This is a genomic window from Enterobacter sp. K16B, assembly GCF_020216105.1.
In the GTDB taxonomy this organism is placed as follows: Bacteria; Pseudomonadota; Gammaproteobacteria; order Enterobacterales; family Enterobacteriaceae; genus Enterobacter; species Enterobacter sichuanensis.
This window is the reverse complement of record NZ_JAIWJZ010000192.1, coordinates 1-263: the sequence shown is the minus strand read 5'-3', so window position 1 is coordinate 263 and position 263 is coordinate 1. Positions and strand designations below refer to the sequence as shown.

Sequence of the window (263 nt, the reverse complement as noted above, 5' to 3'; positions counted from 1 at the left end):
TGCCATATCAATACGGGTTGTGCTGCGCGGAACCGGTAAGCCTGCATCGCAAACCACCAGCGTATCGGTATGCCCAAGACGGGAAATAACCGACGAGATTTCTGAGTTGAGAACCGTGCCTTTCTTCATTTTCTTGCTCCACTAGCGAAACGTTTCGCTGATATCAGTTTAGTCTTAAGAGTGTTCAGAAAACCACCGTGACGTAACAGATTTGTGATCAACGTCGAAACGTTTCGCTAAGTGAAATGGAGGGGTGGTAAATG

1 protein-coding gene is annotated in these 263 nt (G+C 47.1%); it reads right to left on the bottom strand.

Going from position 1 to position 263, the window contains the following annotated elements:
• A partial coding sequence (locus tag LDK53_RS22590) for an RbsD/FucU domain-containing protein (RefSeq protein WP_318527762.1) occupies nt 1-129 on the bottom strand: 129 nt, incomplete at its 3' end.
• Nucleotides 130-263: the final 134 nt, after the last annotated feature.